We start from the raw sequence: 22586 nt of genomic DNA on the forward strand, positions 1-22586 counted from the left end.
GTTCTTTTAACTTTATCTGCGACTCTTCTAGCTCTACAAGTACATCAAACGGTATTTTTTTTCCAGCATTCCTTAAACGCTCTATTCCTAATTCATATTCTTGTATGTGCTTTTCTTCTTCCTGAATATTCAGACGTAACAATTCTAACTCTGGATTAGATTCTCCAGCTTGAACAATCTGAGCAAAGTCCAATCCCTTTATGTGTTCTATCACAAAACGTTCTACGATTTCATAACGCAATGCTTTATTCACACAAAGATTATCACGTTCCCCTAGACAGCGTATGTATCTATACTCTTCAATCTTAGGTTCACTCTTAACTGGCGTACGTTTAGATACTACAACGTTATGGTACATTGGCTCACCACAAAGAGCACATCGAAATATGCCAGAAAAAATATTACTCTTCGTTACCTCTTTACCGCTATCAACGGTCTCGTATTTTATTTTTCCTTTGTCATCTAGTTTTGGATCGCCGTTTTCATCCAATTCTTTTTTTGTAATCATACCACCGTTCAAACGTCCTGAACCTGGTCTACGACTCGCTAAAAGCTTTTGTACTAAATCAAATTCTTCTTTACTTATAACTGGTGGGTATACTTCCATTTCATAACGTTTTTGATCCACCGGATTTTTTGTATTGCTGTAATCACGGATTATCTCGGAAATAAAGATAACACCAGTTACACGCCGGTTTTTTAGGACTTTATGAACTGCTTCGCCTCTCCATGCTCGATCAAATTGCCACTCTTCACCTTTTGCTTGAAGAACTTTTGCAATTGTCGGACAACCTATACCAGTCTGATAAAGTCTAAAAATCTCTTCTACGATTTTAGCCTTATCATTGAGTACATACTTATTATCAACAACATCTATCCATTTAGGGCGTTTCTGAGTAACGATTGTGCCGTTATTAAATGCATTTTCACGCTTTTTAGCCCATCCAGTACGGATACGAGTACTTTTAAATTTTGATTCATCATATGCACGCTGGGCATTCATCAAAACCATAGGCAACATCGCACTATTTTCACGACTGATGATAATGTTCATAGTTGCATCGTGAATCGTTATATTGTGATTGATTAAATCGTTGATGTATCCAATCACCGTAAAAGGATTTTGCCTGGAAAATCGATCTCCATTCTCGTACACGAGGTGAGAACCATCCCACATACCCGCACGAACTTCTTGCATCCATGCACCTAAGCCAGAAGTAATTAGCATGTTGTGTCCTTTGAAGGCACTCACCCCGCCCGACTCGGTGATGATTACAGGCTCTGGATCATCCATCTCAGCAAGGATGTTAGTACGTTTAAGGTATGCTTCAAGCAGTTCAGCTTGGCGGGCTAACCCTGAACCATCTAACTGTTGATCTTAGCTAACACGATGATAAACCATGCATCTTTTCATTTTTGGCCTGGCCTTTTTTGTTTGTGCAACATTATACACACTTGTATGATTATCAGGCGAAAAAGGTTTTAGACAGTGACCCGCTGCCGAAAGATCAGGCGTGCCGTGTGATTGAGATGCTCGACAGTGCCGGCATCCACGGCCTGCTGTATGTGGATAACGCCATGCTCTACCAGACCGAAACCGGTCACGTAACCCGGACGATTAACTGGGGGCTGTCGCTGCCGGAAGCCCAGCGTCCGACATTCTTGCAGGTCAACAGCCTGAGTGATGCAGCAAGAGATGCGCAATCGATCTGGAAATTTGCCCTGTCGCATGCCGATACTGCCGCACTGCAGCAGTTTGCGGAAACGGTCGAAGCCGAAATGGGGCTGGCCTGCGAATGGTCATGGCATGACCAGGTGGACATTGCGAAAGCGGGTAACAGCAAAGGGAAGCGGCTGGCGCAGTGGGTGGCCGCCAGTGGCTATCAGATGAGCGATGTTATCGCCTTCGGGGATAACTACAACGACCTGAGTATGCTGGAAACCGTCGGGCTGGGCGTGGCGATGGGCAATGCCGACGACGCCATCAAAGCGCGGGCGAAGCGTGTGATCGGCACGAACCTGGAGCCCGGCATCGCAGAAACAATCTACCGGGAAGTGCTGTAATCAGGTGGTGATAGAAACGCTTTTGATTTGAGCGAACAGCCACATATTCGGTTTGATCATCAGTTCATCGCGAGCCCAGGGCGTGATCCGCGCCCACAGCTCGCTCTGCCCCACCAGCAGCTTCACTTCCACCTGGTTGTCGATCTCCAGCAGTTCGCCAACCTGGGCGGGGATCACGTTGCGAATGCTGCTGTTCACCGGTGGCTTCAGCACCAGCGAAACATCAGCGGCCTGAATGCGGATACGCAGCGGCGTACCCGCCGGAGCGTCAACGCGGTTGACCCAGATATGCTGATCGCCCAGCGACAGCGCCGTCATCTGATAGTGCGGATGCTGCTCCAGCACCTGCACGCGCAGAATACTGCTCTGATCGCTTTTTGGCAGCCACGGGCGCATTGCGCTGCTGCCCCAGACGCGCTCCAGCGGCCCCAATGCCTTCACTTCTCCCCGATCCAGTACCATGACATTATCGGCCAGATGCAGCAGCTCATCCAGACTGTGGCTGACGTAGAGGATCGGCGTGGCAACCTGGCGCGCCAGCTTTTGCAACCAGGCCAGCAGTTCCCGTTTGCGCGGCAGGTCAAGCGAGGCCAGCGGTTCATCCATCAGCAGCATTTCCGGTGCGGTCAGCAGTGCACGGCCAATGGCAACGCGCTGTTTTTCCCCGCCTGACAGCGACCACGGGAAGCGGTCAAGCAGCATTTCCAGCCCCAGCAGCTGCACCAGCGCATCAAACTGCGGGCGCATGCTTTTTGCCATGCCGTATTCCAGATTGCCACGCACGCGGTAGTGCGGGAACAGGCGCGCATCCTGAAAAACATAGCCAATGCGGCGCTTTTCCGGCGGTAGCCAGAGCGCGGTGGCGGTATCGCTCAGCACCCGATCGTTCAGCGTGATGCTACCCTGCTGGGGTATGGTCAGCCCGCCGATGGCATTAATCAGTGACGTTTTGCCGGCACCGGAAACGCCAAAAATGGCCGTTACGCCGCTGGCAGGCACGCTGGCCTTCACTGTCAGGGTGTGTTCGCCCTGCCGTTGGATAAAATCAAGGATCAGCATCAGAGCCCTAAACGCTTACGACCCCAGCGGGTCAGCCATTCGGAAAGAAGCAGGGAAACCAGCGCCAGCAAAATGGCAATGACGCACAGACGTGCCGTCGCGCCCTCTGCGCCCGGTGTTTCAATCAGCGTATACATGGCTGACGGCAGCGTGCGCGTCTCCCCCGGAATATTCGACACGAAGGTGATGGTGGCGCCAAATTCGCCCAGCGAACGGGCAAACGCCAGTACCGTACCGGCAATAATACCCGGTAGCGTCAGCGGCAGGGTGATGGTTAAAAATACCCGCCAGCGCCCGGCCCCCAGCGTGCGTGCCGCCTGTTCCAGTTTACTGTCAACTGCCTCCAGCGCCAGGCGAATGGCGCGCACCATCAGCGGGAAAGCAATGACCGCCGAGGCCAGCGCAGCTCCGCGCCAGCTGAAAGCAAAGCTGAAGCCAAACCAGTCATACAGGTATTGTCCGATAAACCCGCGCCGCCCGAACCCCAGCAGCAGCAGGTAGCCCACCACCACCGGCGGCAGCACCAGCGGCAGATGGATCAGGCTGTCGAGCAGGGTTTTTCCCGGGAACTGCCGGCGCGCTAACAGCCAGGCCATCAGGATCCCAAAGGGCAGACTGCAGGCGACGGCCACCAGGGAAACTTTCAGGCTCAGGGCGACGGCCTGCCACTCGGGATCGCTCAATATCATCTTTCAGGTGCAAATCCATATTGTCTGAATACGGCCGCAGCTTGCGGGCCTTTCAGGTAGTTGTAGAAAGCGGTGACGCTGGCACGGTGATGACCTTTTACGATAGCCATCGGGTACTCCACGGGTTTATGACTGGCCTCCGGGAAGAGGCCGACCACAGTGACTTTTTTGCTGGCCACGGCATCTGAACCATACACAATGCCGTAAGGCGTTTCATCCCGCTCGACCAGCGCCAGCGCCGCCCGCACGCTGTTGCTGCGCGCCATCAGGGGTGAAAGCTCATCCCATGCGCCCAGGTTCTGCAGCGCTTCACGGGCATAAATGCCGGCCGGAACATGATCCGGGTCGCCAACCGCCAGGCGCTGGCCTTTCAGCAGGCCTTTCCAGTCGGTACTTTTACTGATGCTGACCGCCTGCGGCTGACTGGCCGTCGGTGCAACCAACACCAGATCGTTACCCAGCAGGGTAACACGACTGCCCTCTTCGATGGTTTGCTTCGCCACCGCATAGTCCATCCACTGCTGGTCAGCAGAGATAAACAGATCCGCCGGTGCCCCCTGTTCAATCTGGCGCGCCAACGTAGAAGAGGAGGCAAAGGAAGAGACCACATTGACCGACGTCTCCTTACCGTACTGGCTGGCAATGGCATCCAGCGCATTGGTCAGTGATGCAGCAGCGAAGACGGTGATCTTCTCAGCGGCCATCGCGTGGCCTCCCAGGCTCAGGCTAATCACGGCAGCGGTGATCCAGTGGTTCCCTTTTACAGACATCGTTTTTCTCCAGTGGGTTCGTTATGTACTGAATGATATAACGATAGTCTGGGAGCTGTAACGGTATTTATCGGCATGACGCGGGAGAAGTTTAGCGGTGTGAGCAACGAAAACGCCCGGCATTGCCGGGCATTATAAATAGAGGGGGAGATTTACTGGATAGTCTGGCTTTTCTTCGCCTGCTGGTCGTCACGATGACCAATTTTGGAAATAACGTTAAACACTTCGCCCAGGCCCCAGATCAGACCGAGGATAATCGCCATTACGATCGGCACCATGATAATGGCAACGGCCAGGCCTTTAAGTAACTCCAGCATGGAAACCTCATCTTGCTGATCAAAAAAACCATTGTAGCGACAGCCGCTAATAAAGCACTGACCTTTTGTGCCTTCGTGCGCAAATTATTTCGCACGGGCTGATAGAATCAGCAGAGACCTTATCCCTTTCCCTGGCGGAGTTCCTATGCAGGCCGATATTTCCCTGATCCTTAAACACCAGCAGCGGCTGTTCGCCGACCCTCGCCGCATTGAACTACTGCGTCAGATCAAAGAGAGCGGATCGATCAGTCAGGGCGCGAAACTGGCGGGCATCAGCTATAAAAGCGCCTGGGATGCCATCAACGAGATGAACCAACTGGCCGATCGTACGCTGGTGGATCGTGCCACTGGCGGTAAAGGCGGCGGCGGCGCGGTGGTCACCGCCTACGGTGAACGGCTGATCCAGCTCTATGCGCTGCTCGGGCAAATTCAGCAAAAAGCATTTGATGTACTCCAGGATGACGCGCCTCTCGGCAGTCTGCTGGGAGCCATTGCACGTTTCTCGCTGCAAACCAGCGCCCGCAATCAGTTCTTCGGCACCATTGTGGCGCGCGACAGCCAGCCGGTGCAGCAGCACGTGACCGTGCAGCTGGCCGACGGTGTGACGCAGATTCAGGTGGCGCTGACGGCACAGAGCGCTAATCGCCTGCAGCTGGAAAGCGGTAAGGAAGTGCTGGTATTGATTAAAGCGCCGTGGATTACGGTCAGCGGGGGGCATGAACAGGCAGACAATCAGTTGCCCGGCACCGTGAGTCAGATTGAACAGGGTGAAACGCACAGTGAGATCCTTATCGCACTGACCGGCGGAGAAACCCTCTGCGCCACCGTGGAAAATCAACAGATTGCCCGGCAAAAACTCCAGCCGGGCGCGGCGGTAACAGCATATTTTAATGCCGATCGCGCTATCATCGCGACGCTGCTCTGAATCAGTGGCCCGCGTTTGACATCCAGCGGCAGGAAGCCCCTAATGGATTAATGATGCAGATAATGGGATAAACAATGGCAATGTTGCAAATCACGCAAGGTATCTTTCGCCTGAATGATACCCGAACGCTTAATCTTAATGACCTGACCGTGACCGCTGGCGAGAGCTGGGCTTTCGTGGGAGCCAACGGCAGCGGTAAGTCCTCGCTGGCACGGGCCCTCTCCGGCGAACTGTTGCCCGCCAAAGGACGGGTGAACAGTACGTTTCTGCGCACCACCCGCCTGTCGCTGGAGCAGTTACAGAAACTGGTGGCCGACGAATGGCAGCGTAATAACACCGATATGCTCAGTGCAGACGAAGAGGATACCGGCTTAACGGCCGCAGAAATCATTCAGCTTGAGGTGCGCGATCCCGCCCGCTGTCAGCAACTGGCGGCACAGTTTGGTATTGAATCGTTACTGACCCGCCGCTTCAAGTACCTCTCCACGGGCGAAACCCGCAAAACGCTGCTCTGCCAGGCGCTGATGGCGCAGCCCAATCTGCTGATCCTCGATGAGCCTTTTGACGGACTGGACGTGGCGTCACGCGGCAATCTCGCCAGCGTGCTTGGCAGTCTGCAACGGCAGGGCATCACCCTGGCTCTGGTCCTTAACCGTTTTGATGACATCCCCGATTTCATCGATCGGGTGGGTGTGCTGGCAGAGTGTACCCTCACGCATACCGGCGACCGCCAGGCCATCCTGGCAGAGGCGCTGGTGGCCCAGCTGGCGCACAGCGAGCAGCTGGCAGGGATGACGCTGCCGGAAGCCGATGACGCCACAGCCATTCCCGTACTGGCGGAAGACGCCCCGCTGATCGCGTTGCGAGATGGCGTTGTCTCTTATAACGACCGTCCTATCCTGCACAGCCTCAGCTGGCAGGTCGGACGCGGCCAGCACTGGCAGATAGTCGGCCCTAATGGCGCCGGAAAGTCGACCCTTCTCAGCCTGGTAACCGGCGATCACCCCCAGGGATACAGTAACGACCTGACGCTGTTTGGCCGCCGTCGGGGCAGTGGAGAAACCATCTGGGATATTAAGCAGCATATCGGCTATGTCAGTAGCAGCCTGCATCTTGACTACCGCGTCAGCAGCAGCGTGCGCAACGTCATACTCTCCGGCTTTTTCGATTCGATCGGCATTTATCAGGCCGTCTCTGACCGCCAGCAGGCGCTGGCCGGGGAGTGGCTGGCGCTGCTGGGGATGAGCGGTGACGTTGCCAACTCGCCTTTCCACGCGCTCTCATGGGGCCAGCAGCGTTTAGTGCTGATCGCCCGTGCGCTGGTCAAACATCCGGCGCTGCTGATCCTCGACGAACCTCTGCAGGGGCTGGATCCTATTAACCGTCTGCTGGTGCGCCGCTTTGTCGACGTGCTGATTGGTGAAGGGCGAACGCAGCTGCTGTTTGTCTCACATCACGCCGAGGATGCGCCGCAGTGCATCACCCACCGTCTGAGCTTTATCGCTGAGGGTGACGGCTACCGCTACACCCAGGAACAGATGTAACCTTTTTAACGCCTGCACGGGGCGACCGGAAAAAAGGCTGTCCCCTCGACCGCCCCCTGCCGGGGCTGACCTTTTTTCGGTCAGCCCTACATATAAGTGTAACCGCTACCATTATTAACCTCCCCTTGCCTGATTATCTCTCAGCGCCGTGCTATCTTTGTTGATAGTTAGGAATATTCAGCTTGTGTAAACGATTCCATTTATACAGACTCGATCACGCTTTCCGCCTGCGCATTGTGCTATTTTTCTTTACAGCATATACAGGCATAAACCCGGTTATCAGGACTCATCATGCAGAAATTTAATCCGGTCGATCACCCTCATCGCCGTTACAACCCGCTGACCGATCAGTGGATTTTAGTTTCCCCCCACCGCGCCAAGCGTCCGTGGCAGGGGGCGCAGGAAACCGCCTCGCAGGAAAAACTGCCCGCGCACGATCCTGACTGTTTCCTTTGTCCGGGAAATACCCGGGTGACCGGGGACAAAAATCCCGATTACACCAGCACCTATGTCTTTACCAATGACTTTGCTGCGCTGATGACGGACACCCCGGATGCCCCCGAAAGCGACGATATGCTGATGCGCTGCGAAAGCGCACGCGGCACCAGCCGGGTCATCTGTTTTTCCCCCGACCACAGCAAAACCCTGCCAGAACTGGCGCTTGAGGGACTGGTCGACGTGGTGAAAACCTGGCAGGAGCAGACCGCCGATCTGGGACAACATTACCCGTGGGTGCAGGTGTTTGAGAATAAAGGTGCAGCGATGGGCTGTTCCAATCCCCACCCGCATGGCCAGGTGTGGGCGAACAGTTTTCTGCCGAACGAAGTCAAACGTGAGGATGACCTGCAGCGCGCCTGGTTCGACAGACACCACTCGCCGATGCTGGTTGACTACGCTGCGCGTGAGCTGAACGACGGCAGCCGCACGGTCGTTGAAACCGAACACTGGCTGGCAGTGATCCCCTGGTGGGCCGCCTGGCCGTTTGAAACGCTGCTGTTGCCAAAAACGCACATCAAGCGCCTGACCGATTTGACCGACGAACAGCGCACCGATCTGGCGCTGGCGCTGAAAAAACTGACCAGCCGCTATGACAACCTGTTCCAGTGCTCTTTCCCCTACTCTATGGGCTGGCACGGGGCACCGTTTAACGGCGAGGCCAACGATCACTGGCAGCTCCATGCCCATTTCTATCCACCGCTGCTGCGTTCTGCGACAGTGCGTAAATTTATGGTCGGCTATGAAATGCTGGCTGAAACCCAACGTGATTTAACGCCCGAGCAGGCAGCAGAACGTCTGCGCGCCGTGAGCGATATTCATTTCCGTGAGGCGGAATAACCATGAGTTTACAGAACACTACCCAACAGATTTTTACCACCGCTTTTGGCTATGTCCCGACCCACACGCTTCAGGCTCCGGGACGCGTCAACCTGATCGGTGAGCACACCGACTACAACGACGGCTTTGTGCTGCCCTGCGCCATTGACTACCAGACGGTGATTGCCTGTGCAAAACGCAGCGACCGCCAGGTGCGGGTAATTGCCGCCGACTATGAGAATCAGCAGGATATCTTCTCTCTGGATGAAGAGATCGTCAGCCATCCCCATCAGATGTGGTCGAACTACGTGCGCGGCGTAGTAAAACACCTGCAGAAGCGTGCGCCGGAGTTTGGCGGCGTGGATATGGTGATCGCGGGTAATGTGCCCCAGGGCGCGGGCCTCAGTTCTTCGGCCTCGCTGGAAGTGGCGGTAGGCACCGTGTTTAAACAGCTTTATGCGCTGCCACTCGACGGTGCGGCAATCGCGGTCAATGGCCAGGAAGCCGAAAATCAGTTTGTGGGCTGTAACTGCGGGATTATGGATCAGCTGATCTCCGCACTGGGTGAAAAAGACCACGCGATGCTGCTCGACTGCCGCACCCTGAGCACGCGTCCGGTGCCGATGCCATCGGATATCGCGGTGGTGATCATTAACTCAAACTTCCGCCGCAGCCTGGTAGGAAGCGAATACAACACGCGCCGCCAGCAGTGTGAAGCCGGGGCGAAGTTCTTCGGTAAAACCTCGTTGCGCGATGTAGAACTGAGCCAGTTCACCGCACAGCAGGATGAGCTTGACCCGCTGGTGGCGAAACGTGTGCGCCATGTGTTGACGGAAAATGCCCGTACCCTCGAAGCCGCTGACGTCCTGGCGCGCGGCGACCTGGCACGCATGGCTGTGCTGATGGCCGAGTCACACGCCTCAATGCGCGATGATTTTGAAATTACCGTTCCGCCTGTCGATCAACTGGTCGGCATCGTTAAAAACACCCTCGGTGAACGCGGCGGCGTGCGTATGACCGGCGGGGGATTCGGCGGCTGTATCGTGGCACTGATGCCTTTTGAGCTGGTGGATACGGTGAAAGCCGCGGTGGCAGCACAGTACGAAGCGGTCTCCGGCATTAAAGAAACGTTCTATGTCTGTAAAGCGTCAGCAGGAGCGGGCCCATGCTAAAACCCAACTCTCACGCCCCTGACGGACAACCCTGGCACATCACCACCCTGCGCAACCGCAACGGTATGGTTGCCACGTTTATGGACTGGGGGGCCACCTGGCTTTCTGCCCGCGTGCCGATGGGCGACGGACATGTACGCGAAGCGCTGCTGGGCTGCGCCACCCCGTCAGATTATCTGCAGCAATCCGCCTATCTGGGAGCTACAGTCGGCCGCTATGCCAACCGCATTGCCGGTGCACGCTTGAAGCTGAACGGTGAGGAGATTGCGCTGACCGCCAATCAGGGAACGCATCAGCTGCACGGTGGCCCGGACGGCTTCCATAACCGCCGCTGGCAGATCGTCTGCCAGAGCGACAGCGAAGTGGAATACCGCCTTGATTCGCCGGACGGCGATCAGGGCTTCCCCGGCACACTGCTGGTCAGGCTGCGCTATCATCTGGACGATAACAATACGCTGTCAATCCGCTATGACGCGACCGTGGACAAAGCCTGCCCGGTCAACCTGACCAACCACGCTTATTTTAATCTCGATGCGAAACATGGTGATGCGCTCCAGCACCGGTTGCAGCTGAATGCCGAACGCTATCTGCCCGTCGACAGCGAAGGGATCCCCAATGCGCCGCTAAAATCCGTGGCAGGGAACAGCTTTGATTTTCGTCAGCCAAAAACTCTCGCTCAGGATTTTCTGCAGGATGATGACCAGCGTGCGGTAAAAGGCTATGACCACGCTTATCTGTTAAACAGCACCCCGGACTCGCCAGCGGCTACGCTGTGGTCTGCTGACGGTAAACTGCAGCTTAACGTGTTCACCAGTGCCCCGGCATTACAGCTTTACAGCGGGAATTATCTGGAAGGCACGCCGGCACGTGAACAGGGGGTCTATACTGCTTTCCAGGGTATTGCGCTGGAAAGCGAGTTCTTACCCGATTCGCCAAACCACCCTGAGTGGCCGCAGCCTGACTGCTGGTTGCAGCCGGGTGAATCGTATCAGTCGGTTACCCGTTACCAACTGACGCCGGTTTGACAGAGCGCATGAAAATCGCGCATCGCGAGCGTTCCGGGCTTACGCGCTGCGCAGAATTCAGCTATGGTAATGCACATTAAAATTGCCGCGGGGTTAATGACGGCAGTTTACCGGTCACCATTATCATAGAAACGTTAAGTTATTAAGGAGTTAAGCTATGGCTGTAACTAAGCTGGTTCTGGTACGTCACGGCGAAAGCCAGTGGAACAATGAAAACCGTTTCACCGGTTGGTATGACGTTGATCTGTCAGACAAAGGCCGCACCGAGGCGAAAGCCGCCGGTCAGCTGCTGAAGAAAGAAGGTTTCACCTTCGATTTCGCTTACACTTCTGTGCTGAAACGTGCCATCCATACGCTGTGGAACATTCTGGATGAAGTGGATCAGGTCTGGCTGCCAGTGGAAAAATCCTGGCGTCTGAACGAGCGTCACTACGGTGCGCTGCAGGGCCTGGATAAAGCAGAAACCGCGCAGAAATACGGTGATGATCAGGTGAAGCAATGGCGTCGTGGTTTTGCCGTGACCCCACCAGAGCTGGACCGCGCTGATGAGCGTTTCCCTGGCCACGACCCACGTTACGCTTCACTGACCGCTGAACAGCTGCCTACCACAGAAAGCCTGGCGCTGACCATTGACCGCGTACTGCCTTACTGGAATGAGTCTATCCTGCCACGCATGAAAAGCGGTGAGAAAGTGATCATTGCTGCTCACGGTAACTCACTGCGTGCACTGGTGAAGTACCTGGACAACATGAGTGAAGAAGAGATCCTTGAACTGAACATCCCAACGGGCGTGCCGCTGGTGTATGAGTTCGACGAAAACTTCAAGCCTATCAAACATTACTACCTGGGTGATGCTGACGAGATTGCTGCGAAAGCAGCCGCTGTGGCTAACCAGGGCAAAGCGAAGTAATTTTTCGCGAGAACAAAAAACCCGCCATCCGGCGGGTTTTTTTATGCGTACAGGCTGAGTCAGCTGCGACGCGCTTTTACCGCACCGGCCAGCTGACGCAGGACAGCTTCCGTATCTTCCCAGCCAATGCAGGCGTCAGTCACGCTTTTGCCGTACACCAGCGGTTCGCCGCTTTCCAGACTCTGATTTCCTTCCACCAGATGGCTTTCAATCATCACGCCGATAATCGCGCTGTCGCCGGCGGCGATCTGCTGTGCCACATCTGCGGATACCTCAAGCTGCTTTTTAAACTGCTTGCTGCTGTTCGCATGACTGAAATCGATCATGATCTGTGGGTCGAGACCGGCTTTTTCCAGCCCTGATTTTACGGCGCTGACATGATCAGCACTGTAATTGGGTTCTTTGCCGCCGCGCAGAATGATATGGCAGTCTTCATTACCCGCCGTCTCGACAATCGCTGAATGGCCATATTTAGTGACAGAAAGGAAGCAGTGTGGCGCGCTGGCTGCACCAATGGCGTCAATCGCCACTTTGATGGTGCCGTCGGTGCCATTTTTAAAACCTACCGGACAGGAAAGACCGGAGGAGAGCTCACGGTGTACCTGAGATTCTGTGGTGCGTGCACCAATGGCGCCCCAGCTCATCAGATCTGCCACGTACTGTGGGGTGATCATATCAAGGAATTCGCCCGCCGCCGGCAGGCCACTGTCATTGATTTCCAGCAGCAGCTGACGCGCAATACGCAGGCCGTCATTAATCTGGAAACTGCCGTCCATGTGCGGATCGTTAATCAGTCCCTTCCAGCCGACCGTGGTGCGCGGTTTTTCAAAATAGACGCGCATCACTATTTCCAGCGAATCTTTCAGCTCGTCACGCAGCGTCAGCAGACGTGAGGCATACTCTTTTGCTGCCACGGTATCGTGGATTGAACAGGGGCCAATCACCACCAGCAGACGATCGTCCTGCTTTTTCAGAATTTTATGTATCGCCTGGCGCGCAGAAGAGACTGTGGCAGCCGCCTTGTCCGTGGCAGGGAATTTTTCAAATAACGCAACCGGAGGTAAAAGCTCTTTTATCTCTTTGATTCTTAAGTCATCATTCTGATAATTCATAGTATTTCCAGGTTATTACATTGCCATACTGCACACCAGGCGCATCCGTTCCAATTTATCGCGACTCCCCTGCCCTGTAAATCGCCATTCGCGACTAAAAGCGCCGGGCACATTTGATCTTTTCACAGGCTCTACTACACTTTTAAGCGTTAACTCTTGAAAAAAACGTATTTGCACCACTAATGATTATTGGGTGGTACATATGCGGGATTTTATTTTGCCAGAAGTGGATTTACCTCAGACCTTAAAGTTCTGGTTGTTCGCCAGTATTCATAAAATTAACGGAGCATAATGATGAATAAGTTTGCAATCGTATTCCTGACAGCAGCAATGACTTTAGGCAGCGGCGCGGCGATGGCTGCTGGTGACGGTAACGGCTCTGCCAACGCGGCTGCCGATGCAGGTGCAGTGGCGCCAGGTGCGAAAGAGAATTTGCCACCAAATAAAGTGGATAACAGCAAAATTAACACCTCTGGTGATAATGCCACGCATAAAGACATGAAAAACCACAATGGCATGAGCGCGGATGAAGTGAACAAAAACGCGCAGTGTAAAGACGGCAAATGCCCGGATATTAATTCCAAAGTGGGTGACGGCGCGGATACCAAAACTGACGGCACCACACAGTAATTCCTGCGCGTAAGCGAATAAATAAAGGAGAGCAAAAGCTCTCCTTTTTTGTTTCTTATTTTCATCAGCAACCTCATCGGCTATCCTGAACCCCCAGTTTGATTTCGGACCCCTTAATGACCACGTTGCTGCTGATAGACGATCATCCGCTGGTGCAGTTAGCGCTGGAAGCCGCCCTACGTCACGCCCCGTTCCCTCTTACGCTGCTGGCCGCGGAAGATCAGCAGACGGCACTGGATGTGCTTAACCGGCAGACGGTTAATGTGGTGATACTTGATATCGGCCTGCCCGACAGCGATGGCCTGCAGTTGCTGAAGCGGATCAAGCGCCTGTACGCTGAACTGCCGGTGGTGATTTACTCCGCTCAGGAAGAGCGCGTATGGCCACGACTGGCGGAGGAAGCCGGCGCATCCGGATATGTGGCAAAGCGTCAACCCGTCAGCCAGCTGCTGTCGGCCGTGCTGGCGGTGATGGGAGGCCAGCGGGCCTTCCCACCGCAGCAGCCCGATGAAACCCCGCATGAGCAGCTCACGGCGAAAGAGGTTCAAATCCTCGCTCTGCTGGCTCGCGGGCAGTCAAACCTGCAAATTGCCGCCCAGCTGAATATCAGCAATAAAACCGTCAGCACGCATAAAAAAAATATTATGGAAAAAACCGGGGCGCAGTCAGTGGTTGAACTGGCCCGACTCTGGCAGTCACAGCAGTGATAGCCCGTCTGCTGTTACTGGTTCTTCTGCTGTGTATGACCAGCGCCAACGCCAGCCTGCGCCCCGTCAGCAGTATTGCCCTGCCGCAGGAGATGATGCCGCTGGATTCCGCCCCGGCCGGATGGGAGAAGCCTCTGCGCATGGGCGTCCTGTGCTGCGGTAACTCGCCGTGGAATATGGTTGTCGGTAACGATCTGTATGGCATTAATGCTGATTATCTGGTGGCGTTGCAGCAGACCACCGGCCTGAGTATGACCGTTGAGCGTTTTGACGACCTGCCCGCGATGTTTCAGGCACTGCAGCAGGGCAAGGTGGATGCGCTGTTTGGCGTGCCGCAGCAGCCCCTCCCGGCAGGCCTGAGCGCCACGCAGCCGTGGTTCAGCAGCCCGCTGCGCATCTACCGCAACCGCAACAATCTTCGTCCGGTGATGTTTAACTCCGCAGAGGCCCGTATCAGCGTCAGCCGTGACACCCTGGCGCGGATCAATCCTGCGTTCGTCCGCCAGCACCACTGGCAGATCACCGACACCGATTTGCAGGCACTGTCTGGGCTGCTGAATCAGCACAGTGATTACGTAGTTGCGGATGAGACCAGCGCCGGTTTTCTGCTCGGGCAGCTCCAGCAGGGTGAAGTGTATCAGTTGGCTTCTGCCCTCGATCCTGGAAAAATTCAGCTGCAAACCGTGACCCGCGACGCCGCGCTGACCCGGCTGCTGGACAAGGCTATCCGGCAGTTGCCCATGGAAGTGATTAATGGTATCCAGGGCCGCTGGAGCAGCGCGCTGCCGCGATACCAGGACAGCAATACTGCACGCCTGACGCCGATGGAGCGCAGCTGGATTGCACAGCATCCCACGGTGACCTACGCCGCCGTCAGTGATGATTATCCCTGGAGCTACCGTAACGCCAGCGGCCAGCCCGCCGGTTACAGCGTCGATTTACTCAACAGTATTGGTCAGATCACCGGTCTGCGCTTTCAACCTTACTGGGTCAGCAATGCCCTGCAGGCCGGCACGCTGGTCAGTCAGGGCCGTGCGCTGATCCAGCTCACGCTGCCTCTGACCGGCAACGATGCCATGCTGAACAACTCACAGCCGGTCTGGCGGGCCCTGTGGGGGGTCTATGTGCGCTCTCCGGTGCAGGGGATCACTCAGTGGAGCGATCTCAGGGGTAAACGCATCGGCGTGAAGCGCGGCGACCTGGCCCTGCGCCTGCTGCCGGCAGACACGGTACCCCAGGTGTTTGACGATACCACCAGCCTGTATGACGCCCTGGCCAGTGGACAGATTGATGCCCTGGCCGACAATGTGCTGTCCGCGCGCTGGCGGATCCAGAGCCGCTATGCCCGTTCGCTACAGCTGGCGTTTACCGCCAGTGATACCGCCTGGCCGGTTGCGATGGGAACGGCTCATAATCAGCCGCTACTGCGCGCCCTGCTGAACAGCAGCCTGCAACAGATCCCGACAGAAAGCTGGCAGCGCCTGCGGGAAAACTGGAGCAGTACCCCGGAAAGTTTTAACGACGGCCATCAGGGTGAGATGCGGCCCATTTCTCTGTTTGTGCTGGTCGCCGCCCTTTTCGCCATCGCTTTTCTGCTTATTCTGCTGTTCCGTCGCTATCTTGAACAACGCCGCGAGCGCCAGCAGCGGAAGCTGCTCGAGCAGGAGCGGGAAGTCGCTCAGCGGGAAAACCGGATGAAGAGCCAGTTTCTTGCCACCGTCAGCCATGAACTGCGCACGCCGATGCAGGCGGTACTCGGGCTACTTGAGCTGGAGCTGGCGCAGCAGCCCCAGCGCCATAATCTGTCTCTGATCCACAGCAGCGCCTCCGGGCTACTGACCCTGCTGAACGATCTGCAGGATCATGCCCGGGTTGAGAACAACAGCTTCAGCCTGGTGCTGAAGCCTCTTGAGCCGGAAAGCTGGCTGAAACGGCAGGAGGTTTTTTATCATCCTCTGATGCGCCGTAACGGGCCGCAGCTGCGGGTCAGCGCCCTCACGCCCCTGCCCGCATGGGTGCTGATTGACGGTGAACGACTGCAGCAGATCGCCAATAATCTTATCGGCAACGCCATTAAATTCACCTCGCAGGGCGAAATCCATCTCACCCTGGCCAGACAGGAACATCCGCCCGGGCTCTGTCTGCAGGTCAGCGATACCGGCAGCGGTATTCCTGCGGACGAGCAGCAGCGCCTGTTTGAACCCTGGTACCAGACACCGTCCGGCCGGCAGCTTTCGGTACAGGGCAGTGGACTGGGTCTGTCTATCTGCCGGGAAATCGTTACCCGCATGGGCGGCGATATTGCACTGCGTTCGGTTCCCGGGGAAGGCACCTGTGTCAGTGTTACCCTGCCGTGCCAGACCATTAATGCTCCGCAGAAAAGCGCGTCCTCCGACCGGCCAGAAGCGATCCCTGTCAGCCACTTGCGCGCAGCGATTGTTGATGACCACCCCACTAACCTGCTGGTCATGCAGCAGCAGCTGGCGCACTGTGGCATTCAGGCAGAAACCTTTTCTGATGGCCGTACCCTGCTGGAGGCCGCACAGCGCCGTCAGTGGGACCTGCTGTTTATCGACGTCAATATGCCTCACCCGGACGGACTGATGCTGGCGAAAATCCTGCGCCGCCGCGAACGGGGTCAGCCGCACTCTACCCGCATCATCCTGTGCTCCGCCGATGCGCAAATTCAGAGTCACCCTCAGGCACAGCAGATCGCCGATCGTTTACTGCTGAAGCCGGTCTCTCTGAGTGATATCACTACCCTGCTACAGACGGAATCACCTCTCCCCTTTGCCGACCTCTCGCAGCGCCTGCAGCAGCTGGCGCATCACGATGAGCACTATTTACAGCGCCTGTCTGCCACGCTGAGTGAAACACTGACCCGCGACAGCGAGGCAATGCTGCAGGCACTGGCTACCAAAGAGTGGGTGACGCTTGAAAAAGCCGCCCACCGGATGAAGGGCAGCTGGCTGCTGCTGGGATACAGTGAGGGGGAAGTGTTATGTCAGCAGGTGATCACGGCGGCACAAACTCATCAGGATGCTAAATCTGCGCTAAATTTACTGATATCCTTCAGTAATATGTTACTCACTCAACTGGATTCGTATGGCTCACAACCACGGTGATACCGACACCAACCGTTCGCGGTTACTCGCTGCCTTTGCTGTCACCGCCCTCTTTATGGTGGCTGAGGTCGCTGGCGGGCTGATCTCCGGCTCGCTGGCGCTTTTGGCCGATGCCGGACATATGCTCACCGATGCCGCTGCCCTGTTACTGGCGTTGATGGCCACGCATTTTTCCCGACGCGCGCCCACGGTACAACATTCATTCGGCCTGCTGCGTTTAACCACGCTGGCCGCTTTTGTTAATGCCATTGCGCTGCTGGTCATTACGGCGCTGATTGTCTGGGAGGCGATTAACCGCTTCTGGCAGCCGCAGCCCGTCGCCGGCGGCATGATGCTGGTTATTGCCGTTGGCGGACTGCTGGCCAACCTGCTTTCTCTCTGGCTACTGCGCAGCGGCAGTCAGGAGAAAAACCTGAACGTGCGCGCGGCGGCACTCCACGTGCTGGGCGATCTGCTGGGTTCCGTGGGGGCGATTGTTGCCGCGATAATTATTATGCTGACAGGATGGACACCGGTTGATCCGATTCTGTCCGTTCTGGTGTCAGTACTGGTACTGCGGAGCGGATGGGCGCTGATGAAAGAGAGCGGTCGTGAACTGCTGGAAGGCGCACCCGCGGGCATCGACGTGGTGAAGCTGCAGCGGGCGCTGGTACGCAGCATTCCGGAAGTCAGAAATATCCATCATCTGCATTTATGGCAGGTCGGAGAAAAGCCGGTGATCACCCTGCACGTGCACGTGGTACCGCCCCACGATCATGATGCTCTGCTGCATCGCATCCACCACTACCTGCATGAACACTATGAGATTGAACATGCTACGGTGCAGATGGAGTACCAGTCGTGTCAGTCTGATGACTGCGACCTGCAGTGGATTCAGGGCAGCGGCGGTGCGCATCACTCTCACCACCATTAATGATGTTGGGGCGGCCGGAATAACGGGCCGCCCCAACAGCCTGGGTTCAGATCAGCGCTGGCGGGCGCTTTTCATCCACAGCCACGAGCCGTTCAGGGCAATGAGCGTCAGCAGCGCATATTCCAGCGCCATCGCATAGACCCCCTGCCGGGCAAATATCATCACGCTGATGACATTGATCACCACCCACAGCAGCCAGTTTTCTACGTATTTTCTGGTCATCAGGATCATCGCCACAATCGACAGCACCATCATGCAGGAATCCCAGAACGGGAACGCGTCGGGCTGCAGCTGCGGCATCACCACGTTCAGGCCCATGCCCTGCATCAGGGAGACAGCGGCCTGGGTCAGGAAGGCAAACACCGGGTCGATATAGCGCGTCATCAGCGCAATGGCCACCACAATCGCAGCGCCCCAGCCAAGCAGTTTCGGCAGCGGCAGCCAGCGTATTTTCAGCGCCTGCTGGTTATCGCTGGTTTGCCGGCTCCAGGCGTACCACCCGTAAATATTGGCGACAAAGAAAAACAGCTGTAACAGCAGGCTGGCGTACAGCTGGATCTGGAAGAAAATCACCGCAAACAGCGTGACGTTAATCAGGCCAAACGCATAGTTAACAATCTTTTCCAGACTGGCCAGCCAGATACACAGTAAACCGGCAAGGGTTCCAATGGCTTCGATCCAGGAAAGATCGTAACCCCCGGCCCCGAGCGGAATATGAACCAGAATATTAGAGGTACTGAAAAAATCCATATTGAGAAATCCTTCAATGAGAAAACTGGAACAGGAGCGGCGGTCAGGCGTTGCCCTTACCCGCGATCTTAATTTTAAGATCCGCTGCAAAGGTTAGCATACGATCCAACGGGATCAATGCCGCCTGACGCAGCCCCTCATCCACAAAAATTTCATGTTCACGGCCGCCCTGCTCCAGCGCATCGGCCATCGCCTTCAGCCCATTCATCGCCATCCACGGACAGTGGGCACAGCTGCGGCAGGTGGCCCCCTCACCGGCAGTCGGTGCTTCCAGCAGCTCCTTATCCGGGCAGGCCTGCTGCATCTTGTAGAAAATACCGCGATCGGTGGCGACGATCATCTGCTTTTGCGGCAGGGTTTTCGCGGCATGGATCAGCTGGCTGGTCGATCCGACGGCATCGGCCAGATCGACGATGGCCTGAGGCGATTCCGGGTGCACCAGCACCGCCGCCTCCGGATAGAGCCGCTTCATGCGCTGCAGCGCCTGCGTTTTAAACTCGTCATGGACGATACAGGCTGCCTGCCAGCAGATAACGTCCGCACCGGTTTTACCCGTCACGTACTGCCCCAGATGACGGTCCGGTGCCCAGATAATTTTCTCACCCAGGCTGTCCAGGTGCTCAATCAGCTCAACGGCAATACTGGAGGTCACCACCCAGTCGGCACGGGCTTTCACCGCCGCTGAGGTGTTGGCGTACACCACCACGGTACGATCGGGATGGGCATCGCAGAAAGCGCTGAATTCTTCCACCGGGCAGCCGAGGTCGAGTGAACACTCGGCCTGTAATGTCGGCATCAGAATCGTTTTTTCCGGACTGAGGATCTTCGCCGTTTCGCCCATAAAGCGGACGCCGGCCACCAGTAGCGTGGAGGCGGGATGCTGGCTGCCAAAGCGCGCCATCTCCAGAGAGTCGGAGACGCAGCCGCCGGTCTCTTCCGCCAGCGCCTGGATCTCGGGGTCGGTATAGTAATGCGCGACCAGAACGGCATTGCGCTCTTTCAGCAGGCGTCGGATTTTCTCGCGATAAAACGCCTGTTCATCAACGGATAATCGGGCCGGTTTAGGCGGAAAAGGATAAACGGCAGCTTCGGGATCGAACATCAGGCTCATAAGGCGACTCTCGTTTCATCAACTTAACCGAATTAGCGCGGAATGCCGATCCGTCGCCAACTCTACGGCTGGTTTGTTTTGTATGCTAAACACGATAGCGGAAAAATGAACCGGTGTCGCCGGGTTTTTACCTTTTGCCGCGGGAGGTGAATCCGCTCAAAAGAGCGGTTCTTCCTGCCACAACTGTCCACCTTCCAGACGCAGCAGGAAAGCTTTGGTTTCCAGGCCTCCAGCGAACCCCGTCAGTTTACCGTTGGCGCCAATCACGCGATGGCAGGGCGCAATAATCGAGACAGGATTACGCCCGTTCGCCGCCCCGACTGCCCGCACTGCTGCCGGGCTGCCAACCTGGCGGGCGATCTCGCTGTAGCTCCGCGTCTCACCAAAGGGAATAGTCACCAGTGCTGCCCAGACCCTGCGCTGAAACTCCGTGCCGATAAAATCGAGCGTCAAATCGAACTGCTGTCGCTCGCCGGTAAAGTATTCGCGCAGCTGCTTTTCGGCTTCCAGCAGCGTCCTGTGGTGAACATCCTCCTGCTGGGGGAGGAAGCGTACACGTTTTGGATCGTCATTTTCCCACATCACCGCCGCCAGGCCGCGCTCTGTCGCAACCAGTTTCAATTCTCCCACCGGGGAGTCGATCATTTTGTACCAGAAAGCCATCTTCCTTCTCCTTTCGTATCAGGGGCACGGTATATTATGCCCAGGCGGCAGCGCATAACTCGCTGTTTTCGGACACCGGCACAGAATAGTTTCATGACCGAAAATGGCGAGTACAGGATGTGTTAAGCGCCTAGTCTGAGGTGAATTCTGTGCAACAGGACATAAAGATGATTGACCCGATCTCTGCTTATCTTGCCCTGACATCCCGGGATGTCCGCTTTGACGGCGTATTCTACGTGGGTGTGACCTCAACCGGTATTTATTGTCGCCCGATTTGCCCGGTCAAAGCCCCCCGGGCGGCGAACTGCCGGTTTTTTGATAGTGCAGAAGCGGCAGAGAAAGCCGCTTTTCGCCCCTGCCTGCGCTGCCGCCCGGAGCTGGCACCCGGCAACGCGCCAGTGGATAACGGGCAACGTATTGCTGAACGCCTGATGCAGCGGATTGATGAAGGACTGATTGAGCAGGTAGAAAGTCTGGACGAGATCGCTGCCCATTTTAATCTCAGCCTGCGCCAGCTCCGCCGCATCGTACAGAAGGAGCTGGGGGTCTCTCCCCTTGAGCTCCGTCAGACCCGGCGTCTGCTGCTGGCCAAACAGTTACTCAGTGAAACTCATCTACCGGTTACTGAAATCGCCTTTGCCAGCGGCTTTTCCAGCCTGCGGCGTTTCAACGCCGCGTTCAGCCAGCAATACCGGATGTCCCCTTCCCGCCTGCGCAAAAGCGGTGATACCCGGTCGGGGGAGGAAAACATCGGGGGCACGTCTGCATTACAATTGAGCTATCGCCCCCCCTACGACTGGGAGGCGATGCTGGCCTTTCTCAGGCGACGTGCGCTGCTGGGCGTGGAACACGTCGATCACCAAAGTTATGCCCGTACGGTGCGTCTGGGAGCGCACAGTGGATGGATCCGGGTCACTCAGCGCAGTGAGAAGAACGTTCTTCAGGTTGAGTTCACGCATTCGCTGAATGCAGTCTTGCCGGTTTTGCTTCGCCGGCTACGTAATCTGTTCGATCTGAGCGCCCGCCCGGACCTGATTACGCAGCACCTCAGCCAGGATCCGCTACTGGCCGCCCGGGTAATGGCCAGCCCGGGGCTAAGGGTTCCCGGTGCTTTTGATGGATTCGAGATGGCCGTGCGCGCGATTCTCGGTCAGCAGATCACCGTTCAGGCGGCTGCCACGCTGGGCGGCCGTTTTACTACTGCACTGGGTGAACCTTTCGCCACGCCGGTGGCAGGGCTCACTCACCTTTCTCCCCTCCCGGCTCGGGTCGCACAGTGCAGCGTTGATGAGATTGCCCGCCTGGGAATTGTCAGTGCGCGCACCCGTTGCATTCTGGCCCTAGCAGAACACTGCACGCAGGGCACACTGCAGCTGGATGCGGCAAGCCATCCGGATCAGACCATTTCACAGCTTCTGTCTCTGCCGGGGATCGGTGACTGGACGGCGCAATACCTTGCGATGCGCGCACTGCGCTGGCCTGATGCTTTTCCTGCCGGTGATATAGTGGTGCGCAATAACCTGGGGGGGCTGAGTGCCAGGGAGGCTGAGGCTCGTTCTCAGCAATGGCGACCATGGCGCAGTTATGCGGTGATGCATATCTGGAACAGCGGTAAGCTGCTGGGATGATCAAATCTCGTGCGAAACGAGCAGAAAAAAGGCTATCCCGCGACGCTGGCTGAATCTCACCGCGGAATGGCAGGGGCTGATCTTATTTGTGGTCAGCCCGGATGCTCTGCATTCGACCCGAATCTGCAGCAGGTTCGAACCCCGCCCGGCTGACAGAT

20 protein-coding genes and 1 pseudogene are annotated in these 22586 nt (G+C 56.4%); 12 read left to right on the forward strand and 9 right to left on the reverse strand.

Annotated features, from left to right (window positions below):
- Positions 1–1336, reverse strand: a 1336-nt coding sequence (locus EPE01S_RS21710) for a recombinase family protein (protein WP_306304619.1), incomplete at its 3' end; no start/stop codon positions are given.
- Between the two features lie 113 nt (positions 1337–1449).
- On the opposite strand from EPE01S_RS21710, the pseudogene EPE01S_RS21715 reads away from it, so the two are divergent.
- A pseudogene (locus EPE01S_RS21715) lies at positions 1450–2064 on the forward strand (pyridoxal phosphatase); the annotation flags it as partial.
- Here the strand turns inward: EPE01S_RS21715 and modC are convergent.
- The 4 genes from modC to EPE01S_RS23130 form a co-directional block, all read right to left on the reverse strand.
- The gene (gene modC, locus EPE01S_RS21720; protein WP_062749338.1) at positions 2065–3123 is read right to left on the reverse strand and encodes a molybdenum ABC transporter ATP-binding protein ModC; all 1059 of its coding nucleotides are present in this window, start codon (positions 3121–3123) and stop codon (positions 2065–2067) included.
- The gene (gene modB / locus EPE01S_RS21725) at positions 3123–3812 is read right to left on the reverse strand and encodes a molybdate ABC transporter permease subunit (RefSeq protein ID WP_062749340.1); all 690 of its coding nucleotides are present in this window, start codon (positions 3810–3812) and stop codon (positions 3123–3125) included. The genes modC and modB overlap by 1 nt, the downstream gene beginning before the upstream one ends.
- Positions 3809–4582, reverse strand: coding sequence for a molybdate ABC transporter substrate-binding protein (gene modA, locus EPE01S_RS21730; RefSeq protein ID WP_062749342.1), 774 nt, complete (start codon positions 4580–4582; stop codon positions 3809–3811). Before modA ends, modB begins: the two co-directional genes overlap by 4 nt.
- Positions 4583–4734: 152 nt before the next feature.
- Positions 4735–4899 carry an AcrZ family multidrug efflux pump-associated protein gene (locus EPE01S_RS23130; RefSeq protein WP_072277518.1) on the reverse strand — a complete coding sequence of 55 codons (165 nt, stop codon included), beginning with the start codon at positions 4897–4899 and terminating at the stop codon, positions 4735–4737.
- Positions 4900–5044: 145 nt separating this feature from the next.
- Here EPE01S_RS23130 and modE point away from each other — a divergent pair, with 145 nt between their 5' ends.
- The 6 genes from modE to gpmA all read left to right on the forward strand — a co-directional run bounded on the left by modE (position 5045) and on the right by gpmA (position 11789).
- Positions 5045–5824, forward strand: a complete 780-nt coding sequence (gene modE, locus EPE01S_RS21735) for a molybdenum-dependent transcriptional regulator (RefSeq protein WP_062749344.1) — start codon at positions 5045–5047, stop codon at positions 5822–5824.
- 74 nt (positions 5825–5898) lie between these two features.
- Positions 5899–7368 (forward strand): molybdate ABC transporter ATP-binding protein ModF, encoded by a 1470-nt coding sequence (gene modF, locus EPE01S_RS21740; protein ID WP_062749348.1) that lies wholly within the window; start codon positions 5899–5901, stop codon positions 7366–7368.
- Between the two features lie 291 nt (positions 7369–7659).
- Positions 7660–8703, forward strand: coding sequence for a galactose-1-phosphate uridylyltransferase (galT, locus tag EPE01S_RS21745; RefSeq protein WP_062749350.1), 1044 nt, complete (start codon positions 7660–7662; stop codon positions 8701–8703).
- 2 nt (positions 8704–8705) lie between these two features.
- Positions 8706–9854, forward strand: a complete 1149-nt coding sequence (gene galK / locus EPE01S_RS21750) for a galactokinase (RefSeq protein ID WP_062749352.1) — start codon at positions 8706–8708, stop codon at positions 9852–9854.
- Positions 9848–10879, forward strand: coding sequence for a galactose-1-epimerase (galM, locus tag EPE01S_RS21755; RefSeq protein WP_062749354.1), 1032 nt, complete (start codon positions 9848–9850; stop codon positions 10877–10879). Before galK ends, galM begins: the two co-directional genes overlap by 7 nt.
- A gap of 157 nt (positions 10880–11036) precedes the next feature.
- Complete coding sequence (gene gpmA / locus EPE01S_RS21760) at positions 11037–11789, forward strand: 2,3-diphosphoglycerate-dependent phosphoglycerate mutase (protein ID WP_048916699.1); 753 nt, start codon at positions 11037–11039, stop codon at positions 11787–11789.
- 59 nt (positions 11790–11848) lie between these two features.
- On the opposite strand, the gene aroG is transcribed toward gpmA, so the two are convergent.
- Positions 11849–12901 (reverse strand): 3-deoxy-7-phosphoheptulonate synthase AroG, encoded by a 1053-nt coding sequence (gene aroG, locus EPE01S_RS21765; RefSeq protein WP_062749356.1) that lies wholly within the window; start codon positions 12899–12901, stop codon positions 11849–11851.
- Between the two features lie 291 nt (positions 12902–13192).
- Between aroG and EPE01S_RS21770 the strand changes: the two genes are divergently transcribed.
- From EPE01S_RS21770 to zitB, 4 genes are all read left to right on the forward strand, one after another.
- Complete coding sequence (locus EPE01S_RS21770; RefSeq protein ID WP_062749358.1) at positions 13193–13531, forward strand: YbgS-like family protein; 339 nt, start codon at positions 13193–13195, stop codon at positions 13529–13531.
- Positions 13532–13647: 116 nt separating this feature from the next.
- Positions 13648–14238, forward strand: a complete 591-nt coding sequence (locus EPE01S_RS21775) for a response regulator transcription factor (RefSeq protein ID WP_062749361.1) — start codon at positions 13648–13650, stop codon at positions 14236–14238.
- A gap of 35 nt (positions 14239–14273) precedes the next feature.
- Positions 14274–17363, forward strand: coding sequence for a hybrid sensor histidine kinase/response regulator (locus EPE01S_RS21780; RefSeq protein WP_062749374.1), 3090 nt, complete (start codon positions 14274–14276; stop codon positions 17361–17363).
- Entirely contained in the window at positions 17344–18276 is a 933-nt protein-coding gene (zitB, locus tag EPE01S_RS21785; protein WP_062749363.1) for a CDF family zinc transporter ZitB, read from the forward strand. The genes EPE01S_RS21780 and zitB overlap by 20 nt, the downstream gene beginning before the upstream one ends.
- 51 nt (positions 18277–18327) lie before the next feature.
- Here the strand turns inward: zitB and pnuC are convergent, their stop codons facing one another.
- The 3 genes from pnuC to EPE01S_RS21800 all read right to left on the reverse strand — a co-directional run bounded on the left by pnuC (position 18328) and on the right by EPE01S_RS21800 (position 20800).
- Positions 18328–19026: a nicotinamide riboside transporter PnuC gene (gene pnuC / locus EPE01S_RS21790; protein WP_062749365.1), complete on the reverse strand. Its 699-nt coding sequence runs from the start codon at positions 19024–19026 to the stop codon at positions 18328–18330.
- A 43-nt stretch (positions 19027–19069) separates the two neighbouring features.
- Positions 19070–20137, reverse strand: a complete 1068-nt coding sequence (gene nadA, locus EPE01S_RS21795; RefSeq protein WP_062749368.1) for a quinolinate synthase NadA — start codon at positions 20135–20137, stop codon at positions 19070–19072.
- Between the two features lie 156 nt (positions 20138–20293).
- Positions 20294–20800 (reverse strand): methylated-DNA--[protein]-cysteine S-methyltransferase, encoded by a 507-nt coding sequence (locus tag EPE01S_RS21800; protein WP_062749370.1) that lies wholly within the window; start codon positions 20798–20800, stop codon positions 20294–20296.
- A 167-nt stretch (positions 20801–20967) separates the two neighbouring features.
- Between EPE01S_RS21800 and EPE01S_RS21805 the strand changes: the two genes are divergently transcribed.
- Positions 20968–22428 carry an AlkA N-terminal domain-containing protein gene (locus tag EPE01S_RS21805; RefSeq protein WP_062749372.1) on the forward strand — a complete coding sequence of 487 codons (1461 nt, stop codon included), beginning with the start codon at positions 20968–20970 and terminating at the stop codon, positions 22426–22428.
- The last annotated feature ends 158 nt before the right edge of the window (positions 22429–22586 follow it).

Source organism: Erwinia persicina NBRC 102418, from assembly GCF_001571305.1.
Lineage (GTDB): Bacteria > Pseudomonadota > Gammaproteobacteria > Enterobacterales > Enterobacteriaceae > Erwinia > Erwinia persicina.